The sequence below is a fragment of the Microbulbifer marinus genome (assembly GCF_900107725.1).
Lineage (GTDB): Bacteria > Pseudomonadota > Gammaproteobacteria > Pseudomonadales > Cellvibrionaceae > Microbulbifer > Microbulbifer marinus.
This window is the reverse complement of sequence record NZ_FNQO01000001.1, coordinates 228,384-244,134: the sequence shown is the minus strand read 5'-3', so window position 1 is coordinate 244,134 and position 15,751 is coordinate 228,384. Positions and strand designations below refer to the sequence as shown.

Sequence of the window (15,751 nt, the reverse complement as noted above, 5' to 3'; positions counted from 1 at the left end):
TACAGCCCTGGGAAGGGGCGGCACCGATCCTCGACAGATGCGGCGCCGCCCCTGTGCAAAAAATCACTTCTCCAGTTTCAACTCGTCGTGCACCACCTTGCCATTCATGATGGTGAGCAGAACCTTGGCCTTGTGAATGTCGTGCGGATTGATATCGAACAGGTTCTTATCCAGCACCACCAGGTCCGCCAGCTTGCCGACTTCCAGTGAACCGATCTTGTCGTCCAGGGCCATACCGTAGGCCGCACCTAAAGTCTGGGCATACAGCGCCAGATCCAGCGGAACGCGGGCCTCTTTGCCGCCGAGCGGGGGCACATCATCGCGACCGGGAAGCTGGCGGGTCACCGCGACCCGAATAGACAGCAGCGGCCGGTAATCCGAGACGTAGGCGCCTGTCGGCCAATCCGATCCAAGTGACACATTGCCGCCGGCCTCGGCAATCTTCTTCATCGGAAACATCGCCTGGACACGCTCGGGGCCGAGGCGCGTCGTAGACACCGTTTGCAGCAGCGGATCGAGGCTCATCCAGAAACCGGTAGTGTCATAGGTGGCCCCCAGTTCGGCGAAGCGCGGGATATCTGCCTCGTCAACCATCGTGGCATGGCTGGCCACCGGGCGCCGGTCCCATTGCGGGTTCTTTTTCTTCGCCATCTCGACCGCATCCAGAAATTTGCGCACCGCGAGATCGCCAAAGCAGTGGCAGGTCACGTTGATACGCTCTTTGTCCGCCCGCTCTACCGTTGCATTGACGATATCGTAGGGAATGATGGGTTCTACCTTGAGGTCTGGCTTATCGGTGTAGGGATGGGTGTAGAGCGCATTCCACTTGTCGTCACCGCCATCGAGATTGACCTTCAGTGATTTGACGCTGACCAGTTCGGTATCGAACTGCTTCATCAGCTTCTTCAGCGGCGGGATCGGATCCGTCTTCGGATCGTTCCAGTAATAGGAACCCTGGATGCGGATCGGCAGCTTACCTTGCGCGGCCATGTCGGTGAAAAATTGAAAGGCCTCTTCCGCCGGAATCCCGAGGACACCGTAATCGTGGACCGCGGTGATGCCGGCAGCCGAGAAGCGCGGCAGCCATTCCTTGACGCCATCCTTGACATATTCGACGTTGAAATCGACCAGGCTACCCAGCACCTGTAGCTCAGCCGGCCACTCCACAATCCAGCCGGTTGGGTTGTTATCGTCGTCGCGCACAAAATAGGAGAAACCAGGGGCAGTGTCCGGAGTATCCTTGTTGATCCCGGCCATTTCCAACGCCTTGGAGTTTACCCAAGCGGTATGACCGTCGATCCCAAAAAAGTAGATCGGACGCTCCGACTCGATCTCGTCGAGCATCGCCGCCGTCGGCAGCTGGTCTGGAAATACGTTGAAGCGCACTCCGTAACCGACGATTACGTCAAGGTCCGGATTTTCCTTTGCATACTTGCGGATTCGGTCAAACAGCTCCTGCTTGTCATCTGTCTGCAAGTCGAGTCCCTTTGCAATCATGGCACCGACGATGCTATGGAAATGGCCTTCGACAAAGCCGGGCAACACCATCTTGCCCTTGAGGTCCACGACTTTGGTGCCCTTGCCGACCTGTGATTTGACCCCTTCGGCATCGCCGACATAGACGATCTTGTTGCCCTTGATGGCGATGGCCTCGGCCCAGGGTGCCTCCTTGTTCACCGTGTAGACCTTGGCATTGGTGAACACATAGTCGGCATTGCCGTTACCAGCCTTGGGGTCCGCCGCCGACAGTCGCATCGGCAGCAGCACCGCCATCATTACGGTGAAGATCATGGCTGCAGAAATCAGTGACTTCATCCGGGAACTCCTGTGCGGGGAACAGCTGTCAACGAGGTTGTTCCCCAGACTTGAACAATGCACCGCGCCGCAGCCACCGGATCGGGAGGCAGCAGCGCGGGGCAATGGCGTCAAAACTATCGCTTACCTGAGTCTAGTCACGGAATCGCCGAACTGCACCGCGCGACTGCCTGCTACCACCCTGTTGTCACTCTCAGGTAAAACCCGCGATTTGCCCCTTCCGTATATACTCTGGGCTGTCGCGGGTGCCGATAGGTTGCGCATCAGCATGCTGCCGGTGCACTGGCAGTCAACGGCCAACGCGAACGGCCGAACACCGAAAATCCTGCTTAACAGTTAACGCGAATTAAAATTGTGGAAAGCATTTATTCGAACCTCCCCGACGATCACACCACGGAACACTTTTTCGACTTGATTCGCACGGAGAACGTGCGGATAGAGCGTATCGTTTCCCATGGGCAGAACTCTCCCGAATCGGGATGGTATGACCAGGACGAACATGAGTGGGTCATCGTGCTCGAGGGCGCGGGAACGATTCAGTTTGAGGACGGGCGCGAAATCACCCTGGACAAAGGTGACTATATCAATATCCCGGCCCACGCCAGGCACAGGGTGAGTTGGACAGAGCCCGATAAAATGACATTATGGCTGGCAGTTTTCTATCGTTAGCCTCTGTCAGCGCGAAAGAAAACGCCCGAACAGAATACGCAAGGAGAAGATATGTTTACCGTGGAAAGGACCGGCGAAAACCGCCTTGATATTTCAATGAGCGGCAAGCTGGATTCCGACGATATGAAGCGGGCCCTGGACGAGCTGGCGGAAAAAGCCGATGGCATTGAAGACGGGCAAATGCTGTTTGACGTGATCGAATACCAGCTGCCCTCCCTCGCGGCTATCGCCGTAGAGTTCTCGCGCCTGCCATCGATGCTGCATTTTATCCGGCAATTCCGTAAGGCCGCTGTGCTGACCGACAAGGCATGGATCGGGAAAATCAGTGAACTGGAAGGTGCGCTGATTCCGGGCCTGCATATCAAGGCCTTTGGCCACGATCAGAAGCAAGAGGCCGAGATCTGGCTCGCCAGCGACTCCGCCTGAAACGGGAACCTTCGAACCCGCAGCGCTCCGCCAGGAGAAACCTTGCCGTGTGCTGCGGACCCTGCCCCTGCGACTAAACGCTCACCGGGCTTTGCGCCGTACCACGCACACCTGATCGCCGTAGTAGTTGTCGGCGTAATTGCACTCCGCCGGCTGCTGCGTTTGGCGAGTACCCGTGGAGCGGATAACAATCGACATCACCTTGCTCATAATCACCTCCTGATTATTTTTCAGGTCCCCAGAGTAACGAGGGGTACTGTGCGGGTTAAATGAATTTTTTCTCTGAGCAAGATAGCTGCTGTCAATTTCGGCGTTACAGTTAATGCTACCCTGCTCTACTGCGATTTGGGTTGTACTTCCCTCCATCTCCCTCCATCGCAACCTAAGTGAGCCCGGCCGTCTGTGGAAACCACAGCGCGTACCGGGTACTCCGGACCTTTTTTGAAACGCGGTTACGGGCTGGTCGATCGCTCGCCGATATTCGGCTCTGCCAATGACACAATCAGCTAGGCGCACAGGAAGCTGAATTCGCCCGATTCGTCCTTCTTGCCGAGAAGGGTTAACAGCGACAGCAGACACAGTGACGGAAATACTCCCGCCAAATATCCACGCAGGCCAACGGCGGCGCCCGACAGGTCTCTGTCCGCTGCTATAAAGATGACGTGGGCGCTGGCGCAGGCCGGTATTCCGGGCCACGGTCCTGGAGGCCCTGCGGCCGGTGCTGCTTGCCAACGTCCATGCGAGCTGCAAGCGGAGCGACACGAAACTCAATCACAACATGTCGCGAAATCATCAGTTCCCCTATCAGTGGAGAAGCGGCCATGAGTAAAGGCTGGTACCTTGCCATCGCACTGCTCGTCATCCTTGCCGTCGTTCTAGCACTGGCGGTGTGGCAACCTTCAATCCCGGCTGCAGACCTGGCCAAGCGGCACAGCTTCAGTCCCGAGCTGGTTGAACGGGGCAAGGTGCTGGCAGGCATCGGCAACTGCGAAACCTGCCACACCATCACCGCGGACAAGCCCTATGCCGGTGGCGTTGAATTCCCATCTCCATTCGGCAGCCTCTATTCCACCAATATCTCACCGCACCCGGAGGACGGAATTGGCCGCTGGCCGCGCGAGGCCTTTGTCCGCGCGATGCGGGAAGGTGTTTCGCGCGAAGGCGCACACTTGTATCCCGCCTTCCCCTACACCCACTACAAGAACATCACCGACGAGGACTTGGACGCGCTTTACGCGTATTTCATGACGCGGGAGCCCGTCGCCCACACACCGCCATCGAACAACCTGTCCTTTCCATTCAACCTGCGTTTCCTGCAGTGGGGCTGGAAGCTGTTGTTTTTCGATCCGGACCCGTGGCAGCCGGACCCGGGCCGGAGCGAGCAATGGAACCGCGGCGCCTACCTGGCCAAGGGGCTGGGGCATTGCAGCGCCTGCCACACCCCCCGCAACTTCATGCAGGCAGAGAAAAAGAACCGGGCCTATGCCGGCGCACTGGTCGACAACTGGTACGCGACAGCGCTGGACGAGAGCCAGCCGGTGCCGGTGCACTGGGATACGGACTCCCTCTATCAGTACCTGCGTTCGGGGACATCCAACTACCACGGTGTCGCCGTCGGCTCCATGGGCGAGGTAGTGCACCGCGGCCTGAGGCAGGCCCCGGACAGCGACATCCGCGCCCTGGCCAGCTACATGGAGTCGCTTTCCGCCGACCGTCGGAACACCGGCAATCCCCGGCAACTAGCCGCCGAGACAATCACCGCAGCCCAGCAGCGCGCGCACTCGGAGCACGGCGCGGGGGAAGCGCTGTATGTCTCCGCCTGTGCCTCCTGCCATTACAACGACCCCCAGCATCCGTTGGCGGCGCGGGCAGAGCTGAGCCTGAACAGCGCGGTAACCGCCGATGATCCCACCAACCTGCTGCGGGTGGTCATCGAGGGCGTCGGTACCGGCGCTGGCACCCCCATCCTGGTGATGCCGGGGTTCTCCACACTCAGCGACGAGAACCTGGTGGAACTCGCGGATTTCCTGCGCCGGCGCTCAAACCTGCCGCCGTGGAAAAACCTGCAGCAGCGGATCGGGGAACTGCGCGAGTTGCACCGGCAGTCACAGCACAGCGCCACAGGAAAGGCGGGAGAATAGCCATGCCCACGGAATTCAAGATCAACGCCAGACCCGTCACTGTGGACGTACCCGACGATACCCCCCTGCTCTGGGTGATCCGCGACGACCTCGGTTATACCGGCACCAAATTCGGCTGTGGCATCGGCCTGTGCGGCGCCTGCACCGTGCACGTGAATGGCCGCGCCACGCGCTCCTGCATCACCCCGGTAAAGGACGTGGCCAATTCAGTGGTCACCACCATCGAGGGGCTGGCGGAAAAAGGGCACCCCCTGCTGGAAACCTGGGTCGAGGCGCAGACGCCCCAGTGCGGCTACTGCCAGCCGGGCCAGATCATGCAGGCCGCCGCCATGCTGCGGGACTTTCCCGCCCCCACCGATGAGCAGATCAACCAGGTGATGAGCGGCAACCTGTGTCGCTGCATGGCCTACGTGCGTATCCGCGAGGCGATCCGGATGGCGGCGCGGCGGATGCAGGCCGGATCCGCGCGCCCACAGGAGGCCGACCATGCTTAAGTACCTGACCGGAAAAAATTCCGCCGGCGCCGACGAGCTGGCCTCTCCGGGCCGGCGCGGCTTCATCGTCGGCATGGCGGGCGCCGCCCTCACGCTGGCCTTTGCGCGCTCGCCGCTCAGCCTGGCCAACCCGGACAAGGCCGTTGCCGAGGGGGCCTTCGACCCCACCGTCTGGTACTGGATCGAGCCCGATGGCCGGGTGGTGGTCAACATCGCCAAGGCGGAAATGGGCCAGCACATCGGCACGGCGCTGGCGCGAATCGTGGCGGACGAGCTGGAGGCCGACTGGGACCAGGTCGAGCTGCGCTACGTGGATAGCGACCCGAAGTGGGGTTACATGGTCACCGGTGGCAGCTGGTCGGTGTGGCAGAGCTTCGACCAACTGAGTCGCGCGGGGGCCGCCGGGCGCAGTGTGCTGATCGAGGCCGGCGCAAAAGAACTCGGCGTGAAACCGGAACAGTGCCGCGCGCGCGCCGGCAGGGTCATCGCCGGGAATCGATCGATCAGTTACGCCGACCTTGTCCGCGGCGGCGGCATCAGCCGCAGCTTTACCGATGAGGAACTGAAACAGATGCCCATCAAGCCGCCCTCCGAGCGGCGCATCATCGGCGGGCAGACCCGCGCGCTCGACATTCCCGGCAAGGTCGACGGCAGCACCCTGTACGGCCTGGACGCGAGAGTGGACGGCATGGTGTACGGCCGCCCCATCATGCCGCCCACCCGCTACGGCTCGGCCGTCAGCAGCATCGACGATAGCGCGGCGCGGGAAATCCCCGGCTATCGCCAGACGATTACGCTGGAGGACCCGTCCGGCACCGTGCCGGGCTGGGCAATGGTGATTGCCGACAGCTTTCATGCCGCCAACCAGGCGGTCGAGCGCGTCGCCGTGAAATGGTCGCCGGGCAAGACCACCGGCGTGCACGAGCAGGCCGTACTGGACCACGGCCGCAAGCTGATCGACGCTGCCGACCAGGGCGTGCTGGTCCGGGACGCAGGGGAAGTCGATCAAGCCTTCAGCGACGCCGCCGAGATCCTGGAGAGCGAATACATCACCCACGGCGTACTGCATTTCCAGCTGGAGCCGGTCAATGCCCTCGCCCTGGAGAAAGACGGCCGCTGGGAAATCCACACCGGCAACCAGTGGCAGTCACTGATCATCCCGGTGCTGGCAAAGGCCCTGCAGGTGCCCGAGGACCGTATCGTCATGCGCACCTACCTGCTCGGCGGCGGCTTCGGCCGGCGCCTGAACGGGGACTATGCAGTGCCGGCGGCGCTGGCGGCCAAGGCAGTGGGTCGCCCGGTGAAAATGGTCCTCACCCGCGAAGACGATGCGCTGTTCGATTCCATCCGCTCGCCGTCGGTGCAGAAAATCCGCATGGCCTTCGATGGCGACGGCAAGATCACCGCGATGGAACACCACGCCACCGCCGGCTGGCCCACGCAGGTGATGGCGCCCGGCTTTATGGCCGATGGCATCAACGGCAAATACGACCCCTTCTCCATCCAGGGCGCCCTGCACTGGTACACGATGGACGGCCACCGCGTGCGGGCCATCTCCAACGACCTGGCCAACGATACCTTCCGCCCGGGTTGGCTGCGCTCCGTGGGCTCCGGCTGGGTCAACTGGGCCCTGGAGAGCGCCATGGACGAGGCCGCCCACAAGGCGGGCGAGGATCCGATCGAATTCCGCCTGCGCCGGCTGAAAGCACAGGGCATAAACGCCGGCAGCGCCCCCAATTCGGTCGGCGGCGCCTCGCGCCAGGCCAACGTGTTGCGCCGCGTGCGTGAACTCTCCGGCTGGGGCGGCGAGCTACCGGCGGACACGGCCCTCGGCGTCGCAACCAGCTATGGCCAGGAACGCAACATGCCCACCTGGACCGCGTGCGTCGCCAGGGTGCGAGTGGATCGCGACAGCGGCCGGCCGACCGTGGAAAAACTCTTCGTGGTCACCGACGCCGGCACCATCGTGCACCCGGATGGCGCCCGCGCCCAGGTCGAGGGGGCGGCGCTGTGGGGATTGAGCATGGCGCTGCATGAGGGCACCACGCTGCGCAACGGCAACGTGGTGGATACCAACCTGAATACCTACACGCCGCTGCGGATGCGCGACGTGCCCGACATCGACATGGAGTTTGTCGACAGCACCGAGACCGCCGTGGGCCTAGGCGAGCCGGCCACCACGGTGGTGGGGCCCGCCATCGCCAATGCGATCTTTGCCGCGGTGGGTGTGCGCATGCGGGAGATTCCCATCCGCCCCGAGGCGATACGGGCGGAGCTGCAGCGCAACCAAAAGGCCTAGACCACAAACGAGGGCCGCTGGCCGTCCCCATGCAAAGGCGGTTATCGCCCTCATCGGATAAGGACAGGGTATGACGAGCCGGGTAATTTTTTTCGATGTGATCGAAACCCTTTTCTCCCTGGCGCCGCTGCGTCAGCGATTTACCGCTCTCGACCTGCCGGAACAGACAGCCGCGGTATTCTTTGCGCAATTGTTGCGCGACGCCTTTGCCCTGTCGGCCGCGGGCAGCTTCCGGCCTTTCCCGGAGATCGCCCGGGCCACACTGGCAGTGGTCCTCGCCAACGCGGGGGCCGAAGCCGGCGAGGATGAGATCGACACCATCCTGCAACAATTCGGCGAGCTCCCCGCCCACCCGGATGTGCGCCCTGCCCTCGAGCGGGCCCGCGCGGGCGGGCAGCGGTCGTTCCTGCTAACCAACGGCTCGCAACAGAACACCGAATCACTGGTGCAACAGGCGGGACTGGAATCCCTGGTGGACGGGATTATCTCTATCGAGGAGTTCGGGGTCTGGAAGCCCCGGCCAGAAGTCTACCGCCAGGCGGCCGGCAAGGCGGGCACGTCCCCCGCTGAGGCGACGCTGATCGCCGCCCACGCCTGGGACACCAATGGCGCGCTGGAAGCCGGCCTGCAGGCCATCTGGGTGCGGCGCCAGGACGCGCTCTACCACCCGTTGATGCGCGAACCCCGGGCCTGTGTCGACGACCTGCAAGAGGCAGTCCGGGTGGCGCTGGAAGCCGGCTGACTGTCGCCTACCGCTGCCCTGCCCCATCGCGTCAGTAACCTGGCTTCAGGCACTCGAACTTGCCCGGCGGCTGGCTGCCCGGCTTGGCGTTCAGCAGCAGGAAGCTCATCACGTGCAGGTCTTCGAAACGCTTTTCATAGGGCGGGAAGCTGCTAACCCCTTGGGGGAACGCATTCAGGTGGCAGCGGGCACAACTGAAGCCCTTTTGGGTATAGGTCTCCAGGGTTGTGTTGACGAGGTTCTGCACGTTTGAGCGCTGCGGCCCCGGGATACCCGGGCCCAGATGCCGGTTGGGGGTTTCCAGGTTCTTGTTCTGGGTGCCGATCAACTGGTAGTAGGACCAGACACTGTCTTTCAACAGCCTCTGGTATTTGTAGTTCACCCGCTGCACATCCCGCGGAATCGGCGTGACCCGCGATACGTTGACCTGTTCGCGCTCATCGATCGGAATCAGTGAGTCACCCTGTTTATACGGCAGGGGTATGACCCCGGCGACACCGCTCTCGCCGTTTACTTCGTACCCGTTGGCGTAGCGGACCGGACGACCGTTTCCACGGCCGGGATTCAGCGCCGGGTGTTTCGGCACCGGCAGCGGATCGAACCGCCGCTTGCGCACACGCACATTGTCGACATGCTCGAACGTCGACGGCAGGTGGCCGAACGGTGTCACCCGATGAATATGGAAGCCCACCAGCCCCATCAGCATCGGCTCACTCAGGGAGCCGTCCGGTTGCGGAAACTGCATCATGCGGCGGAAATAGCGGCCAGGAATATCCGCGCCCTCACCTTCGGTCTTCAATACTTTCCAGGCGGCCTTGACCTCGGTCATGCCCTGCAGGGCGTATTTCGGCAGGCCGTCGAGATAGAACTCCAGCCCGGTCGGTAGCGGCTGGAAACGGCTGGCGTCGTCCGACGGCTTGATGGCCGGTGGCGGCGCGTCTCCGGTGTCATTGGCGAACTGAATATATTTCTTCACCGCACTCGTCTGGGTATCCGCGTCGTAGTATCCGAACTGCTTGATGTAGTTGAAATACGGCTGGCTCAGGGTGACCTCCACCCGCAGGTACTCCTTGTTCTGATCCACCACCGGTCCGGTCGGCACATTGGCATTCGTATAGGGCTGATTGATGCCCGGCGCGAAGGGTTGGCCGTACTGGTAACCGCCGACGTAACAGGGTGGCTTGCTCACTCTCAGCAAGCCGGAAAAGTCCGGCTGCCCCCACACCACCGGCCAATCCTGCGGGTGTACGAAGACGGTTTCGGGAGACATGTAGGTTTCCCAAACGACAACCTTGTCCGGATTGGTGGTGTTGGCGATCGGTGCCAGCGGCACCTTGGGGTCCGGCTGGCCGCGCACACCGCCGACCTTGTACGGCCAGTTCAGGGCGATAAAGGATTGCCAGGCGAATTCGTAAATATCGCGCTGTGAAGGATCTTCCGGGGGAGTTTGGTGCGGGTTCTGGGGGCGGAAACGCTGGTTGACGTCGAACGGCATTATCCAGGGTTTCTCGGCAAGGTAAGGCGAGGCCAAGGCGCCCTGTTGAACGATCAGTGCCGCCGCACATACCCGAAGTACTGCCTTGAACGAGTCCATCCGGTTTACTCCATGGTATCTCTACCGCTCAACCACAGAGTAAGAGTAGACTCCCCGGAGTTGGATTTAACGTCATAGGCGGCGTGCGGTAATCAGTGGTGACACTATCCACCGTCAAAAAAAACATTCTGCAGAACTGTTCGCAAACAAAGTATGACAAAAAGAGCACTGATCATCGGCGCAACCGGACTCATCGGGCGCCAGCTCATCGACCAGCTCGTCGACGCCGATCACATTGGCGAGATAATTTCCCTGACGCGAAGAGCCGCGCCCCACCCGTCGGCCAAAGTGCGCAATGAAGTGCTGGACTTCGCGCGACTGGACGAGTCTGCCCGACTTTTCCGCGCGGATTTGCTGTTCTCCTGCCTCGGCACCACACGCAGCCAGGCCGGTTCGCTGGACGCACAGCGCACGGTCGATGTGGACTATCAGCTCCATGCGGCCAGACTGGCCGCCGAGGCCGGCGTCGCCCACTACCTGTTGGTCTCGTCGAGCGGCGCCAACCCGAATAGCAACAACGCCTACCTGCGCATGAAAGGCGAGCTGGAACAGGCGGTGATGCGCCTGCCCTTTGCGCGCATCAGTATTTTCCGCCCGTCGCTGTTACTCGGTGACCGTCGGGAGTTTCGCCCGGCGGAAAAGCTCGGCAGCTGGCTGCTGCCGTTGATCTGCACCCTGCCCGGCCTGCGCCGCTACCGGCCGATCCGCGGCGCACAGGTGGCCGCCAAGATGGTGCGAGTCAGCAATACGCCGGGGCCCGCCGTGGAGATATTCACTCTCGACGAACTGTTCGACTAAATTCCCTAGCGCCAAATTCAACAGACACAACAGAGTCGCCCTGGTCCCGCGATAGATCCATTCGGCGCCCCCACTCGTAAAATTGTCACTGTAGCCACGCCTGGCAGCTGCTCGTCCGCGGTTTCCTTGCGACAACCGGCTATGTATGCTCAATGCTCTATTTCGCGAACACATGGAAGCGCTTTACGCTATGCAGTGCACTATTGCGAAGTTGTTCTCCCCGCTGACCCTTGCCGTGAGCCTGTCGGCACTGACCGCCGTTCCTTTTGTCTCGGCGCAGGACGACAAAGGGGATGCCATTACCGTCGAGGCGGTAACCGCCAGGCAGCAGGCGATTGTGGAGCCGGTACCGGTTACCGGCACCCTGACGCCGTCGCGACAAGCGATGCTATCGGCCGAGGTGGACGGACTCGTCAGTGAGATCCACGTCGACGTCGGCAACCGCGTAAAGAAGGGCCAGCCACTGCTGGAGCTGGATCCGGAGCTGAACGTCATCGCCCGCGATGCCGCCCTCGCCGAAGTGGAGCGCAGCCGCGAGGCACTGGCGGAAAGCCGGCGCCGCCTGGGCGAGGCACAGCGGCTGATCGGTGACAACCATATCGCCGAGACCGAGGTGGAAGCACTGGCTTCACAGGTGCGCATCCGCAATGCCGAACTGCGCCGCGCACAGATTGAAGCCAAGCACCAGGAGGCCCTGCTGCGGCGCCACAAAATCAGTGCGCCTTTCGATGGCGCCATCAGCCAGCGCTTTGCCGAGCTGGGGGAGTGGGTGGAACCGGGCGTGAACCTGTTCGAACTGGTCAGCGCCGACGGACTGCGCGCAGATTTCCAGGTGCCGCAACGGGTCTACGCCCGCATCGACCCCAAGACACCGCTGGAAGTGCGCTTCGATACCGACAGCGACCACACCTACAAGGCCAGCGTGCAGCACAAGGTACCACTCAGCAGCAGTGGAGCGCGCACTTTCATGCTGCGCACCGAAATAGCCACTGACAGTACGCCGGAACTGATTCCCGGCATGTCGGTATCGGCCACGCTGTTGCTCGGCTCCGGGCGTCGCAGCGTCGCCATTCCCCGCGACGCCGTGCTGCGCTACCCGGACGGGCGCATTACGGTCTGGGTGGCGGAGAAATTTAATGGCTGGGGGAAAGCGGCGCGGGTACGCGAGCAGCAGGTGAGTATCGGCCTCGGCTTCGCCGGCCTGATTGAGATCCGTTCCGGACTGAAGGAGGGGCAGGTGGTAGTCACGCGTGGCAACGAAAGCCTGCAGGAAGGCCAGACAGTGATACTGCGGCAGGCAAGCTGAATGCGCTTCCAGAACGGGGGCTTCCCGCATGTTTGAGCACATAGTCCGCAACGGCATTCTGGTAACCGTCAGCGTGCTGATTGTCGCCGTGCTCGGCGTAGTGGCGGCGCTGCGAATCCCGGTACAGATGATTCCGGACCTGGAAGTGCGCACGATTTCGATCCAGACCCGCTGGCCCGGCGCCACGCCACAGGATATCGAAAAGGAAATCCTGATCGAGCAGGAAGAATACCTGCGCAATATCCCCTACCTGCAGGAACTGCAGTCCTCTGCCGACCTGGGCTCGGCGGAAATTGAACTGGAGTTTCCGTTCGGCGTGGATATTACCGAGGCGCTGATCCGCGTCAATAACGCCCTGACCCAGGTGCCCTCCTACCCGGTGAATGTGGACGAGCCGCGCGTCTATGCGACGTCCTTCTCCGCCAACGCCTTTATGTATTTCCGGATCTCGCCGCTGCCCGGCAATCCGCGCAATCTGGATATGGACATGATGCGGGATTTTGTCGAGGACAATGTACGCCCGCGCATGTCGGGCGTCCCCGGTGTGGCCCAGGTGGATGTGGGCGGCGGCGCCGAGCGGCAGGTTCAGATTCGGCTGATCCCCTCGCGCCTGGCCGAACGCAATCTAACTCTGGACGACGTGCGCGCGGCCATCGCGTTGCGCAACCGCGATATTTCCGGTGGCGAAGTGGAGAGCGGTAAACGCCGCTACCTGTTGCGGACACTGGGCCGCTTTCGCGACCTCGACGAGCTGCGCGACCTGATTCTGCAACGTAGCGGCGACGGCATCACACGCCTCGGCGATGTGGCGGAAGTAAAGCTGGACCACTTCAAGATTCGCAGCAATTCCTATGTCAACGGGCGGCCGGTAATCAGTCTGTCGGTCAGGCGCGAGAGCGGTTCCAATGTGATCGCGATCAAGAAGGCCATGCTGCAAGCGGTAGAACAGATCAACCGCGAGCTGCTCGAGCCACAGGGCATGATTATGGAGCTGACTGCGGACGACGTCGGCTATGTGCAGGACTCGGTGTTCAACGTCTGGAAGAACCTGCTGCTCGGTGCCCTGCTCGCCACTGCGATCATGTACCTGTTCCTGCGCTCCGTGCGCGCGACCGCACTCGGTGTCGCCGGCATTCCCATCTGTACCATTGCCGCGTTTATCGGCCTGCTGGTCGCCGGGCGCACGATCAATGTTATTTCGCTGGCCGGGGTGGCCTTTGCCATCGGCATGACGCTGGACAACAGCATCGTAGTGCTGGAGAGCATCGAGCTGGAAAGACGGCGCGGCCTGAACAAACTGCAATCCGCCATCAGTGGCGTGCAGAAGGTGTGGCCGGCAGTACTCGCCTCGACGCTGACCACGGTGATGGTGTTCCTGCCGGTGGTGTTTATCGCCGAAGAGGCCGGGCAGCTCTATTCCGATATCGCCATCGCCATTTCCGCTTCGATCATGGTGTCGATGCTGGTGGCGATTACGGTCATCCCCACCGCCAGTGCGCGACTGGATTTCGACGGCGCGCAAACGGAGGCCATTTCCCACAGCCGGCTGCGCAACGGGGTCCTCAACCGCATCGGCTGGCTGATCGCCACACCGGTCCGGCGACTCTATACCATCGGCGTCACCGTCGCCCTCAGCCTCGCCATCATTGTGTTTCTGACCCCGCCAGCGGAATACCTGCCGGAGGGCGAGGAGGCGAAAACTTTCGCCACCGTGAACGCGCCGCCCGGCTACAACCTGGCCACCATGGAGGAGATCGCGAGCGAGCTGCAGGAGTATTTTCTGCCGTTTGTCGACGACGAACCCGAGGCCTTTGCAGCTGGCGAGGCGGAAGTGCCGGCAATGAAGTATGTCAATATGCGCGTGTCGCCGCAGAGCCTGCGCATCATCGCCGAGTCCAAGAATCCCGCCCATATCGACGAGCTGATGGCAGCGATTGTACGCAAGTACGAGAGCTACCCGGGCATGCGCGCCTTCGCCGCACGCGGTTCCATCATCAGCAGCAATGACGGCGGCACCCGCAGTGTGAACCTGGACATCTCCGGAGCCAATCTCGCCGATCTGTACAAGGTGGCCCGTGCCGCCTATACGCGTGCCGGGCAGATATTCGACGACCCCAGTATCCAGACGCGCCCGTCCAGTCTGTCGCTGGCACAGCCACTGCTGCAGGTGACCCCCAACTGGGACCGGGCTGCAGAAGTGGGCATGAGTGCCGAGGATATTGGCTTTACCGTGTCTGCGCTGACCGACGGTGCCTTCGTCAACGAATTCTTTCTCGACGACGACAAGATCGACATGTATCTCTACAACCGCGAAGGCCCCGCGGCGACCGTAGAGACACTGCAGAATATCTTCGTCTATACGCCCGCGGGCCGGGTACTGCCCCTGTCGGAACTGGCGCAGACGGTGGAGACCGTCGACACCAGTACGGTGCGGCGCGTCGACGGCCGACGCACGGTAACGCTGAACATCATCCCGCCGCGCTCGGTCGCGCTGGAAACCGGTGTGGAGCGGGTGAAAACCGAGCTGGTGCAATATTTGAAAGACCGCGGCCAGGTGCCCGCCGGCGTCAGCCTGAATATTTCCGGCGCCGCCGACCAGCTGGACGCCACCCGCGAATCGCTGGGCGGCAACTATATCGTCGCGCTGCTGATCGTGTATCTGCTGATGGTGGCCATCTTCACCCACTGGGGCTATCCGCTGCTGATCATGACCACCATTCCGCTGGGTATTGCCGGCGGCATCGCCGGCCTGGCGCTGCTGAACATGATCGGTGCCACTATGCGCAGCATGGGGCTGGAAGGCTTCCATCAGCCGTTCGATATGATTTCGATGCTCGGTTTCCTGATCCTGATGGGCACGGTGGTCAATAACCCGATACTGATCGTGCACCGCGCGATCAGTAACGTGAACGAGGAAGGCATGTCGTCGCTGGAGGCGGTGCAGGAGGCCGTCAGCTCGCGTCTGCGCCCGATCGCTATTTCGTCGATCACCACCATCTGCGGCCTGGCACCGCTGGTATTCCTGCCCGGCGCCGGCACCGAACTGTACCGTGGCGTCGGCGTAATCGTCATGAGCGGGATTATCGGCGCAACCATCGTGACGCTGACCATGCTGCCGGCACTGACGGTGCTAGTACTGAACTGGCACCTGCGGCTGGCGAACCGCTCCCACCCGGCACGCAATGTCTAGGGAATCTCTGGTGCCCACCGCGCTGTAAAGGGCCATCGTTAAACCCGTTGCCGTGCTGCTGCCGATTTTCGCCTTTCTTTTCTCTGCCACCACTGCCAACTGTGTGCAGGATGCCGGTGGCCGGCGACTCGGTGGTCGCGGGCAAAACGCCACCGACAGCGGTGTTTAGGCATGCTGCGTCGACACCGGCGAAGCACTGCACTCAGGGGCTATGATATTGGAATAGCGGCCGTAGATTTTCCGCGTAGAAACGCGCTGCTGCGGCAAAACCTGAGGA

The 15,751-nt window shown here is 62.0% G+C and carries 12 protein-coding genes; 9 read left to right on the top strand and 3 right to left on the bottom strand.

The window, feature by feature from the left end; all coding sequences use genetic code 11:
- Positions 1-63: 63 nt before the first annotated feature.
- Positions 64-1,815 carry an amidohydrolase gene (locus tag BLW36_RS01150; protein ID WP_091384186.1) on the bottom strand — a complete coding sequence of 584 codons (1,752 nt, stop codon included), beginning with the start codon at positions 1,813-1,815 and terminating at the stop codon, positions 64-66.
- Between the two features lie 354 nt (positions 1,816-2,169).
- On the opposite strand from BLW36_RS01150, the gene BLW36_RS01145 reads away from it, so the two are divergent.
- Together BLW36_RS01145 and BLW36_RS01140 are read left to right on the top strand one after the other, a co-directional pair.
- The gene (locus BLW36_RS01145; RefSeq protein WP_091384183.1) at positions 2,170-2,484 is read left to right on the top strand and encodes a cupin domain-containing protein; all 315 of its coding nucleotides are present in this window, start codon (positions 2,170-2,172) and stop codon (positions 2,482-2,484) included.
- 51 nt (positions 2,485-2,535) lie between these two features.
- Positions 2,536-2,910 (top strand): SpoIIAA family protein, encoded by a 375-nt coding sequence (locus tag BLW36_RS01140; protein WP_091384180.1) that lies wholly within the window; start codon positions 2,536-2,538, stop codon positions 2,908-2,910.
- Between the two features lie 81 nt (positions 2,911-2,991).
- Here the strand turns inward: BLW36_RS01140 and BLW36_RS17575 are convergent, their stop codons facing one another.
- Positions 2,992-3,120 carry a hypothetical protein gene (locus BLW36_RS17575; protein WP_280140336.1) on the bottom strand — a complete coding sequence of 43 codons (129 nt, stop codon included), beginning with the start codon at positions 3,118-3,120 and terminating at the stop codon, positions 2,992-2,994.
- Positions 3,121-3,731: 611 nt separating this feature from the next.
- Between BLW36_RS17575 and BLW36_RS01135 the strand changes: the two genes are divergently transcribed.
- The 4 genes from BLW36_RS01135 to BLW36_RS01120 all read left to right on the top strand — a co-directional run bounded on the left by BLW36_RS01135 (position 3,732) and on the right by BLW36_RS01120 (position 8,586).
- Positions 3,732-5,051 (top strand): cytochrome c, encoded by a 1,320-nt coding sequence (locus tag BLW36_RS01135; RefSeq protein WP_091384175.1) that lies wholly within the window; start codon positions 3,732-3,734, stop codon positions 5,049-5,051.
- Positions 5,052-5,053: 2 nt separating this feature from the next.
- Positions 5,054-5,545, top strand: coding sequence for a (2Fe-2S)-binding protein (locus BLW36_RS01130; RefSeq protein WP_091384172.1), 492 nt, complete (start codon positions 5,054-5,056; stop codon positions 5,543-5,545).
- Complete coding sequence (locus tag BLW36_RS01125; protein WP_091384169.1) at positions 5,538-7,844, top strand: xanthine dehydrogenase family protein molybdopterin-binding subunit; 2,307 nt, start codon at positions 5,538-5,540, stop codon at positions 7,842-7,844. The genes BLW36_RS01130 and BLW36_RS01125 overlap by 8 nt, the downstream gene beginning before the upstream one ends.
- A gap of 70 nt (positions 7,845-7,914) precedes the next feature.
- Complete coding sequence (locus BLW36_RS01120) at positions 7,915-8,586, top strand: haloacid dehalogenase type II (RefSeq protein ID WP_091384165.1); 672 nt, start codon at positions 7,915-7,917, stop codon at positions 8,584-8,586.
- Between the two features lie 31 nt (positions 8,587-8,617).
- Here the strand turns inward: BLW36_RS01120 and BLW36_RS01115 are convergent, their stop codons facing one another.
- On the bottom strand, positions 8,618-10,180 hold the full coding sequence (locus tag BLW36_RS01115; RefSeq protein WP_091384162.1) for a hypothetical protein: 1,563 nt from the start codon (positions 10,178-10,180) through the stop codon (positions 8,618-8,620).
- A 153-nt stretch (positions 10,181-10,333) separates the two neighbouring features.
- Here BLW36_RS01115 and BLW36_RS01110 point away from each other — a divergent pair, with 153 nt between their 5' ends.
- The 3 genes from BLW36_RS01110 to BLW36_RS01100 all read left to right on the top strand — a co-directional run bounded on the left by BLW36_RS01110 (position 10,334) and on the right by BLW36_RS01100 (position 15,474).
- Positions 10,334-10,978 carry an NAD-dependent epimerase/dehydratase family protein gene (locus BLW36_RS01110; RefSeq protein WP_091384159.1) on the top strand — a complete coding sequence of 215 codons (645 nt, stop codon included), beginning with the start codon at positions 10,334-10,336 and terminating at the stop codon, positions 10,976-10,978.
- A gap of 190 nt (positions 10,979-11,168) precedes the next feature.
- On the top strand, positions 11,169-12,284 hold the full coding sequence (locus tag BLW36_RS01105) for an efflux RND transporter periplasmic adaptor subunit (protein ID WP_170833079.1): 1,116 nt from the start codon (positions 11,169-11,171) through the stop codon (positions 12,282-12,284).
- A gap of 28 nt (positions 12,285-12,312) precedes the next feature.
- Positions 12,313-15,474 (top strand): efflux RND transporter permease subunit, encoded by a 3,162-nt coding sequence (locus BLW36_RS01100; protein WP_091384153.1) that lies wholly within the window; start codon positions 12,313-12,315, stop codon positions 15,472-15,474.
- Positions 15,475-15,751: the final 277 nt, after the last annotated feature.

What these genes read in the sequence shown, in the direction of transcription:
- BLW36_RS01110 (WP_091384159.1), top strand. Translation starts at nt 10,334, where the DNA reads ATGACAAAAAGAGCACTGATCATCGGCGCAACCGGACTCATCGGGCGC.
- BLW36_RS01120 (WP_091384165.1), top strand. Translation starts at nt 7,915, where the DNA reads ATGACGAGCCGGGTAATTTTTTTCGATGTGATCGAAACCCTTTTCTCC.
- BLW36_RS17575 (WP_280140336.1), bottom strand. Translation starts at nt 3,120, where the DNA reads ATGAGCAAGGTGATGTCGATTGTTATCCGCTCCACGGGTACTCGCCAA.
- BLW36_RS01135 (WP_091384175.1), top strand. Translation starts at nt 3,732, where the DNA reads ATGAGTAAAGGCTGGTACCTTGCCATCGCACTGCTCGTCATCCTTGCC.
- BLW36_RS01150 (WP_091384186.1), bottom strand. Translation starts at nt 1,815, where the DNA reads ATGAAGTCACTGATTTCTGCAGCCATGATCTTCACCGTAATGATGGCG.
- BLW36_RS01100 (WP_091384153.1), top strand. Translation starts at nt 12,313, where the DNA reads ATGTTTGAGCACATAGTCCGCAACGGCATTCTGGTAACCGTCAGCGTG.
- BLW36_RS01130 (WP_091384172.1), top strand. Translation starts at nt 5,054, where the DNA reads ATGCCCACGGAATTCAAGATCAACGCCAGACCCGTCACTGTGGACGTA.
- BLW36_RS01125 (WP_091384169.1), top strand. Translation starts at nt 5,538, where the DNA reads ATGCTTAAGTACCTGACCGGAAAAAATTCCGCCGGCGCCGACGAGCTG.
- BLW36_RS01115 (WP_091384162.1), bottom strand. Translation starts at nt 10,180, where the DNA reads ATGGACTCGTTCAAGGCAGTACTTCGGGTATGTGCGGCGGCACTGATC.
- BLW36_RS01105 (WP_170833079.1), top strand. Translation starts at nt 11,169, where the DNA reads ATGCAGTGCACTATTGCGAAGTTGTTCTCCCCGCTGACCCTTGCCGTG.
- BLW36_RS01140 (WP_091384180.1), top strand. Translation starts at nt 2,536, where the DNA reads ATGTTTACCGTGGAAAGGACCGGCGAAAACCGCCTTGATATTTCAATG.